Here is a 7,613-nt window from a genome sequence, read left to right as displayed (position 1 = left end):
CCCCTTAAAACCTGCCGCCTACTGGATGCTGGAGCAGGCGTTGGCGCATTATCCTGCGCCTTTCTCGACCGCTGGGTGACGGGCGACCTTAGCTTTGAATCTGTCGATGCGACCGCCTACGAGATCGACGAGAAGCTGCGCGGCCACCTTGCGCAGCACTTGGCCGGATACAGCCGCGTGACGCCACGCATCATCGCGGGCGATTACATCGAGCAGGCGACCGCCGAAGGTCTGCAGGATCGAGGCTATACCCATGCGATCCTCAATCCGCCTTATAAGAAGATCAACAGCCAATCAGCCCACCGTCTGGCCCTGCGCACTGTCGGCATCGAGACAGTGAATCTGTATTCCGCCTTTGTCGCGCTGGCAGTGGGTGAGGCAGCACTGGGCGGGCAGATCGTGGCCATCATCCCGCGCAGCTTCTGCAACGGGCCGTATTACCGCCCGTTCCGTGACTTCATCCTTGAGCGGGCGGCGATCTGCCACATGCACCTGTTCGAGTCGCGCAACAAGGCTTTCAAGGATGACGAGGTGCTGCAAGAAAACATCATCATCCGCTTGGAGCGTGGCGGCCAGCAGGGGCCAGTCACGGTCACGACTTCGACCGATGACAGCTTTTCCGACCTGACCACACACGAACACCCGTTCGACCGGATCGTGTTCCCTGATGACCCGGAGCGGTTCATTCATGTGCCGACCACCACCGAGAAAAGCACCATCGAGCTATCGCCCGCCGTGCGCTACTCGCTGGCCGAAATTGGCGTGAAGGTATCGACCGGGCCGGTTGTCGATTTCCGGCTGAAAGCGCACCTGCGCGACATGCCCGAGCCGGGCACCGTCCCACTGATCTACCCCGGCCACCTGAGTATGACCGGCACCGTCTGGCCCGTGGCGGGCTTGAAGAAGCCCAACGCAATCATGCGCAACGACGAAACGGAAAAGTGGCTTTACCCAAACGGGTTTTATTGCCTAGTGCGCCGTTTCTCATCGAAGGAGGAAAAGCGGCGCGTGGTGGCAAGCGTGGTTGATCCTACCGCCTTTGGCGATCATTCCGTGCTGGGGTTTGAGAATCATATGAACCTGTTTCACGAAAATAAACACGGCTTGCCCGAAGAGCTGGCTCGTGGACTGGTCGTGTTCCTGAACACAACCGCAGTAGATGAGCATTTCCGGCGCTTCAACGGCCATACACAGGTCAATGCAACCGACCTCAAGCAGATGAAGTACCCGAGCCGTGACACTCTGACAGAACTTGGCAAGTGGGCCATGCAGCAAGGAACGCTCACGCAAGAACAGATCGACGCCAAGCTAGGAACCCTGACCGCATGAACAACCAAAACGACCACATCGAGACCGCGCAGCAAATCATCATATCCTTGGGCCTACCCCGAGCGCAGCAGAATGAACGTTCCGCACTATGCCTACTGGCCCTCCTGAACCTCACGCCCGGCAAGACATGGGCCGACGCGGAAAACCCGCTTGTGGGCATCACGCCTATCATGGATTGGGCACGAGAGCACTACGGCAAGGAATATGCGCCAAACACTCGCGAGACATTCCGCCGTCAGTCCATGCACCAGTTCTGCGACGCTGGCGTGGCCCTCTACAACCCGGACAAGCCGACCGTCCGGTGAATAGCCCGAAGGCGGTTTATCAGATCGAACCAGCCGCGCGGGCTCTGCTGCGCACCTTCGGCACTCCGGCATGGCATGACAACCTCGCCGCCTATCTGGCCGAGCGTGAAACTCTGGTTGCTCGCTACGCCAAGGAGCGCGAGCAGAACCTCATCCCGGTTGAGATTGCACCGGGCCAGCAAATCACCCTCAGTCCCGGCGAGCATAGCGAACTGATCCGGGCCATCATCGAGGACTTCGCCCCGCGCTTTGCGCCGGGTAGCGTGCTGGTCTATGCCGGCGACACGGGCGACAAATGGGGCTACTTCGACGCGGCCCTGCTGGCCGGGCTGGGTGTCGATGTGGATTCACACGGCAAGATGCCTGACGTGGTGCTGCACTTCACCGCGAAAAACTGGCTGCTACTGGTGGAGTCCGTCACCAGTCACGGGCCAGTCGATGGAAAGCGGTACGCCGAACTTGCCAAGCTGTTTGCCGGATCGACTCGGGCTGGTCTATGTGACGGCCTTCCCGAACAGAGCCCTCATGGGCCGCTACCTTGGGGAAATCGCATGGGAAACTGAGGTATGGGTGGCCGATGCGCCCTCTCACTTAATCCACTTCAACGGGGTGCGGTTCCTTGGCCCTTACCCTACCGAATGAGCACAAGAGGCCCAACCATGACCACACCCACCACCGAGACAGCAAAAGAGGTGCTTCGCGGCTACGGACGCACCAGCGAGGCCGCGCTGGCATCCCTGATGAACGTTCAAGACTGGCAGCGAATCGCCCGGCAGGAACTAGAGCGCCGGGCTACCAGTATCGTGCAGGCGCTGGATGATACGACCCTTGAGGCCATTGCAGCGGGCACGCTCGACATGCGGGCCATGTGCCGACAGGTGGCCGACGAGATCAACCAGACAGCCTAAGCCCCCCCGGCCCAAAAGTGGTGAACCGAAGGGTGTTTTGAGGTGCGCATAACGCCTTTTATGTTCAATTGCGATTTTTAGCAGCTAAAACGGGGCGCTGGCGGCAAACAGGCCGCCTGTATCGCGTTTTGGGGCGTTTCGACACACAAGGCAGGGCGTTTACTGCATGAAAGTTTGCAACGCTTCTGAGGCGGTTTGAGGGCAGGATCCTGCGGGGTATGGTTTCGGCCTGTTTTTGCATCCTGCGGCTTGTTTCGGTATCTTGCCCCACCCTTCGAGGTGCACCCGATCAGATAAGCCGCCTCGATGGTGGGAAAGTGGGGCCGCTGGCCCCAGTTTTTCGCCCCCCGCCTCGCCCTGCAAATGCCTCACTTCTGTCCCAGTTCTGTCCCAGTTCTGTACCGGTTCTGTCCCACTTTTGTACCGGATCTGTACCGCTTTTGTACCGGATCTGTACCGCTATCCGCTTCGCGGTGTTCCAGTACCCCCGAACAGTGCAGCCCTTAACGACATAGCCACTCTTCACGCCGTCATTCCTCCCTTAAAAACGGTGGTCCACAGCCATACACATTACGCACCAGCAAGACTGGTGTAACTCATTGAAATAAAAGGAGTATTTAATCAGAGGCGTGTCGTGAAAATGGTGGCAAAAACGCCATAACTGTGTGAGTAGAATAAAGTTTCGTTACTAAGTAATAAAGAATCATACTGAGTATTAAAGATTCATACTTAAATGGCAGCGATCAGAGTACACTGCCATTTCTAAAACGTTTATGCCCCATTCCTTCTTAGACCTTGTATCTACTTCAAATTGCAGGCTTCCGTTTAAGGTTACTTTACCTAATGGCGGACATCAGTAATCTATTGGGTTCCTTTTCTCTGTGGCTTTTTAAGCGGATAACTTTTTTCAATGGTGCCGCGTACTTTGAACGTTAACATAGAGGCTCAGGGCGCTATTTTACCCCCTTAAAATAGGCAAAATGAGGGTTTTTAAGATCTTGATTTTTAGTGTTTTTATTTTGGTGATGTGATGTGGCTTTGATGGTAGTGTTGCGTCCAGTTCATCATAGGAGTCAACATGGAAACCTACCGTCACACATATCGACACCACAGTTTTTCACATCAAGATCTAAGTGATATTACTTTCACTGCTTGCACCTTTATCCGATGCGATTTTCGACGTGCTAACTTGCGTGATGCGACATTTATTAACTGCAAGTTCATTGAACAGGGTGATATCGAAGGTTGCCATTTTGATGTCGCAGACCTTCGCGATGCAAGTTTCCAACAATGCCAGCTTGCGATGGCAAACTTTAGTAACGCCAATTGCTACGGTATTGAGTTACGTGAGTGTGATTTAAAAGGGGCCAACTTTTCCCGAGCAAACTTTGCCAATCAAGTGAGTAATCGTATGTACTTTTGCTCAGCCTTTATTACTGGATGTAACCTGTCTTATGCCAATATGGAGCGGGTCTGTTTAGAAAAATGTGAGCTGTTTGAAAATCGCTGGATAGGGACTCACCTCGCGGGCGCATCACTGAAAGAGTCAGACTTAAGTCGAGGTGTTTTTTCTGAAGATGTCTGGGGACAGTTTAGCCTACAGGGTGCTAATTTATGTCACGCCGAACTCGACGGTTTAGATCCTCGAAAAGTCGATACATCAGGTATCAAAATTGCCAGCTGGCAACAAGAACAGCTTCTCGAAGCGTTGGGTATTGTTGTTTTTCCTGACTAGATGCTTACGAATACCTGCTGATAAACTATACACAACATTAATACATTTTCTAATTCAAATCACCAGAGCTAGATCAATACTTCTAGCTCATTCTTGTCCAGAAACGTGTTTGAATGGGGCCAATCAATCTGTGGATGCTCAAGACAACCAGTATGATACTTTATTACTCAGTTGTAGCGTGACTCAGATTTTGTAGTAGGAATTAGTATGAATCTTTATTTCTGGGTGAGTATCATTTAGAACGGTACAAACAGGGTTACTTGACTGCTTAGTATGAAACTTTATTCCTCTCCTACAATAACAGCATGATCTTAATGCTGTTTTTATGGTTGCCCCCCCAGAGGAACAAATCGCTCGGAACATCGAGCGCGTCCGGCGAACGCCTGCGGGGGCAATAGGTGAAGCAAAACGGAGTCCATCAGGGTGGGGCCACTGGCCCCACCCTGTGGAGAGCAGGGCAGCACTCCCGAACGGGAGCGACTAGCGCAGTCTGTCGCGCCCCGTTCGGGAGTCGGTAAGCGCAGCGCGGCAGCCTTAACGACTGCTTAGATCCACCTCGATGCGGCGAAAACCGATGGTGTGCGCCGTGTTAACCCCTGCATCGATGGTCTTAAAGACCCGCCAGCCTCCGCGCTGGCGTTCCAGCACTTCCGTTTCTGCATTGCGGCCAAACTTCACCAGGTGAAGATGGTAGCCGGCACCCATCGGGGTCGGGGCGATCACCGCCTTGGCAAAACCCCCTTGTTCAAATACCCACTTCGCCTTGATCTCTTCCATATCAAAAACCTGTTTTGATGATTCATATCTACGTTATGACACCAACGCAGCCAAACATCAAATTAGAATTACGAACCATCAAACTCTTATTTTGATTGGCGTTACTCAGGTTCGTAGAACCGCACTCGGGTTTCAAAGGGGCGACCCTTTGGCACGCCGATAGGATGCAGGCACGCCGACGGTACAAACGCAGTTTGTATACGCTCGGTCTCGTGCCTGTATACAGTCGGTGTCGTGCCTGAAGGCAGTGAATCATTTTCTAACGGGCGGGCAGTGGGATACATAAAGAGACACAAAAAAGGACACACACCAGAAAGCGCAGGACACACAAAGAGACACATAAAATGGAAAAAAATCAGTGAGTTGGACACAAAACAGGGCACACAATGGGGCACATTCAAGACTTGCGGGGTTGTATGAGGGAGATCCAAAAAGAAAGTGTCCATAGGGAATGAAAAAACAGCTCAACCGCCAAACCCTACAGATCCCCTACAGAAAGCCTACTAAAGCCCTACCGTTCACCCACAGAACACCTACTACATACCTACGGAATGCCTCACGGATGACAGGTGGCGAGCCCACAAAAAGACCTACAAGATAACCCACACACCACCCAAGCGACCCACACATTGGCCCACTAAAAAACCCACAAAATCGGATGGCTAATTTGATGAATCAAAAAGAAAATTTGAAGAGCATTCCAGAGGAGCAATTCAGTAAGTACGACGTTGCGGACCATTTGACTAGCCGTGTCGAGATCGCGGCATACCTAGAGGCCGCCAAGGAAGAGAACGATCCATCCCTTCTTGCAGCGGTCATGGAGGACATTCACCGACTCGAAGCGCGGCAGAGCAAAGGAGACAGCCAGTGACATATCGCCTATTGACGACAAAGGAAATGGCAGAGCTACGGGAGGAGATGAAGGCTGCCGGAGAATGGGCGAGAACTGTCTTAGGGCAAGAGCGGCGGCAAACGCCAGCAGTTTGCGAATCCTGCCCTAGCTCCTCAAATTTCGTACGTACGAAAAAAACAAACCCGCTCCGTGGATAAGCCCTACTGCCCACAGGCCAAACACACGGCCTGATGGACAGCCCTTCGGGAGCGGCCTTAACCACCTCGCACCGATCCTCTCTCTCTGAAATGCTTTTTGAAATGAGAACGCCCCTAACGGGGCGCTGTTATCTGATAAGGCTTTATTGGATCACTCTGGATCACGTTTGAGATAGCGGCTAACAGTAGCAGAGCCAATTCCGAGATCCTCGCCTATATCGCGATTGCTGTAACCCATTGCCTTGAGCCTGATAACCTCGGGTAACAAATCCGCCCGAGCCTTGCCGTTCTTGGTTGGGCGCTTGGATACCTTGCCACCAATACGCCCGCCCTTGGCCCCTCGATGCGCTTGCACCTGGCTAAACCCTGCGGGGGTGAATCGGTTCCACACCCAACGGGCTATGCTCTTGGCCGTGGCCTTGATCTCCGACACGGGTAGCGGGCCGCCCTGCTCCCGTCCAAACGCATTGGCGCTATCACAAGCCGATCTCACCGCATCGGCCCACGCTTCGTACCCGTTAGGTCGCCAGTACGCTCTAACGGCGCTGTAGGCCCATTCACGCACGTTATCGAACACCGTGACGTTACGCCCCAGCCCGCCAACCTCTTTGCGACTGCGACGGTTATAGGCCGCTAAATCCTCATCGGGGCAGAACTCCGCGAGGTAGTCGAGGGAATAAGGCGCATGGTTGTGCCAGACCGTCCACCAATCGCGATGTACGGGATTTTTGGTGATCAGACCAACATACCCCATATCAGCGTCCAGCTTTTTAGCCAAAACGTGTTCTATGGCCGCCAAATAGCGCAGCGGCTTTAGCCTTGCGGCACTGGTGCGAGCCACGGGCGCGGCTAACAGGTAGCCAAGGTGGTAATTGCCATTCTCGGGATTGATGGCGATCCAATGCGGCGCAGGCAAGCCACGATCTCGCCACTCTTGATACCCCTCTCGCCGTTGCTCATAGGGCTTCCTGTCCACATCAAACACAATGCAGGAGACATGCGGAGGCGGATTGTGCTGGACATGGCGATAGGCCAGCGCGGTCGCCTGCGGGCGGATAAGGAGCCCCTGCGCCGGATCATCAGTGCAGTAGGGACGGTGGGGGAGACGTTCAATAAAAGCAGCAGCGTGAAGCGCTGATTTTACCATCGGACACCGCGCTTATTGGCGGTGTTGGGTTGTTTGATGTGATCCATGTGGTATTCTTGTTCCTGTGATTAAGTCACGGCCCCGAACTCTCTAAGCCATCCGCCAAGATTGCACTTAGAGATTCGGGGTTTGTCTTTTCTGGGCCATAAGTTACAGCAAACTTACAGCATCAAACAACTTATCCCACTCCAGTTAAAACTCTCAAATACATGAGGCTTAAGTTGCTCCAGCGATTGGAAATAGCAGATAACGTTCGCCGCGCGATAGCACCACGAACAACTCAGAAACATAAATCCGAGTTCGGTCAGTTCATGACCCCTTCGAGTGTGGCCCGTTTCATGGCATCCCTGTTCCCCCAGAGT

The 7,613-nt window shown here is 53.6% G+C and carries 8 protein-coding genes and 1 pseudogene; 7 read left to right on the top strand and 2 right to left on the bottom strand.

What is annotated here, in order from left to right:
* The 6 genes and pseudogenes from ACTG2O_RS21935 to ACTG2O_RS21910 form a co-directional block, all read left to right on the top strand.
* A partial coding sequence (locus ACTG2O_RS21935; protein ID WP_439976686.1) for an Eco57I restriction-modification methylase domain-containing protein occupies positions 1-1,329 on the top strand: 1,329 nt, incomplete at its 5' end.
* Positions 1,326-1,693: pseudogene (locus ACTG2O_RS21930) on the top strand (hypothetical protein); the annotation flags it as partial. The gene ACTG2O_RS21935 and the pseudogene ACTG2O_RS21930, both read left to right, overlap by 4 nt.
* Positions 1,679-2,197, top strand: coding sequence for a BsuBI/PstI family type II restriction endonuclease (locus ACTG2O_RS21925; protein ID WP_439976687.1), 519 nt, complete (start codon positions 1,679-1,681; stop codon positions 2,195-2,197). The pseudogene ACTG2O_RS21930 and the gene ACTG2O_RS21925, both read left to right, overlap by 15 nt.
* The gene (locus ACTG2O_RS21920; protein ID WP_234009712.1) at positions 2,160-2,276 is read left to right on the top strand and encodes a BsuBI/PstI family type II restriction endonuclease; all 117 of its coding nucleotides are present in this window, start codon (positions 2,160-2,162) and stop codon (positions 2,274-2,276) included. Before ACTG2O_RS21925 ends, ACTG2O_RS21920 begins: the two co-directional genes overlap by 38 nt.
* A gap of 17 nt (positions 2,277-2,293) precedes the next feature.
* Entirely contained in the window at positions 2,294-2,542 is a 249-nt protein-coding gene (locus tag ACTG2O_RS21915; protein WP_393936861.1) for a hypothetical protein, read from the top strand.
* Positions 2,543-3,620: 1,078 nt separating this feature from the next.
* Positions 3,621-4,277 (top strand): quinolone resistance pentapeptide repeat protein QnrS2, encoded by a 657-nt coding sequence (locus ACTG2O_RS21910; RefSeq protein ID WP_012537714.1) that lies wholly within the window; start codon positions 3,621-3,623, stop codon positions 4,275-4,277.
* Between the two features lie 534 nt (positions 4,278-4,811).
* On the opposite strand, the gene ACTG2O_RS21905 is transcribed toward ACTG2O_RS21910, so the two are convergent.
* A complete protein-coding gene (locus ACTG2O_RS21905; RefSeq protein ID WP_042469152.1) occupies positions 4,812-5,054 on the bottom strand; it encodes a hypothetical protein in 243 nt (80 codons plus the stop codon).
* Positions 5,055-5,724: 670 nt separating this feature from the next.
* Between ACTG2O_RS21905 and ACTG2O_RS21900 the strand changes: the two genes are divergently transcribed.
* Positions 5,725-5,925 carry a hypothetical protein gene (locus tag ACTG2O_RS21900; protein ID WP_075116500.1) on the top strand — a complete coding sequence of 67 codons (201 nt, stop codon included), beginning with the start codon at positions 5,725-5,727 and terminating at the stop codon, positions 5,923-5,925.
* A gap of 330 nt (positions 5,926-6,255) precedes the next feature.
* Here ACTG2O_RS21900 and ACTG2O_RS21895 read toward each other — a convergent pair whose 3' ends face one another.
* The gene (locus ACTG2O_RS21895) at positions 6,256-7,251 is read right to left on the bottom strand and encodes a replication initiation protein (RefSeq protein ID WP_439976685.1); all 996 of its coding nucleotides are present in this window, start codon (positions 7,249-7,251) and stop codon (positions 6,256-6,258) included.
* Positions 7,252-7,613 lie beyond the last annotated feature (362 nt).

It is taken from the genome of Aeromonas sp. 61P (genome assembly GCF_051919545.1).
GTDB lineage: Bacteria > Pseudomonadota > Gammaproteobacteria > Enterobacterales > Aeromonadaceae > Aeromonas > Aeromonas veronii.
Note: the sequence above shows the minus strand (reverse complement) of the source record. Positions and strands in the feature narration are given on the sequence as shown.

What these genes read in the sequence shown, in the direction of transcription:
- ACTG2O_RS21920 (WP_234009712.1), top strand. Translation starts at nt 2,160, where the DNA reads ATGGGCCGCTACCTTGGGGAAATCGCATGGGAAACTGAGGTATGGGTG.
- ACTG2O_RS21895 (WP_439976685.1), bottom strand. Translation starts at nt 7,251, where the DNA reads ATGGTAAAATCAGCGCTTCACGCTGCTGCTTTTATTGAACGTCTCCCC.
- ACTG2O_RS21905 (WP_042469152.1), bottom strand. Translation starts at nt 5,054, where the DNA reads ATGGAAGAGATCAAGGCGAAGTGGGTATTTGAACAAGGGGGTTTTGCC.
- ACTG2O_RS21910 (WP_012537714.1), top strand. Translation starts at nt 3,621, where the DNA reads ATGGAAACCTACCGTCACACATATCGACACCACAGTTTTTCACATCAA.
- ACTG2O_RS21915 (WP_393936861.1), top strand. Translation starts at nt 2,294, where the DNA reads ATGACCACACCCACCACCGAGACAGCAAAAGAGGTGCTTCGCGGCTAC.
- ACTG2O_RS21900 (WP_075116500.1), top strand. Translation starts at nt 5,725, where the DNA reads ATGAATCAAAAAGAAAATTTGAAGAGCATTCCAGAGGAGCAATTCAGT.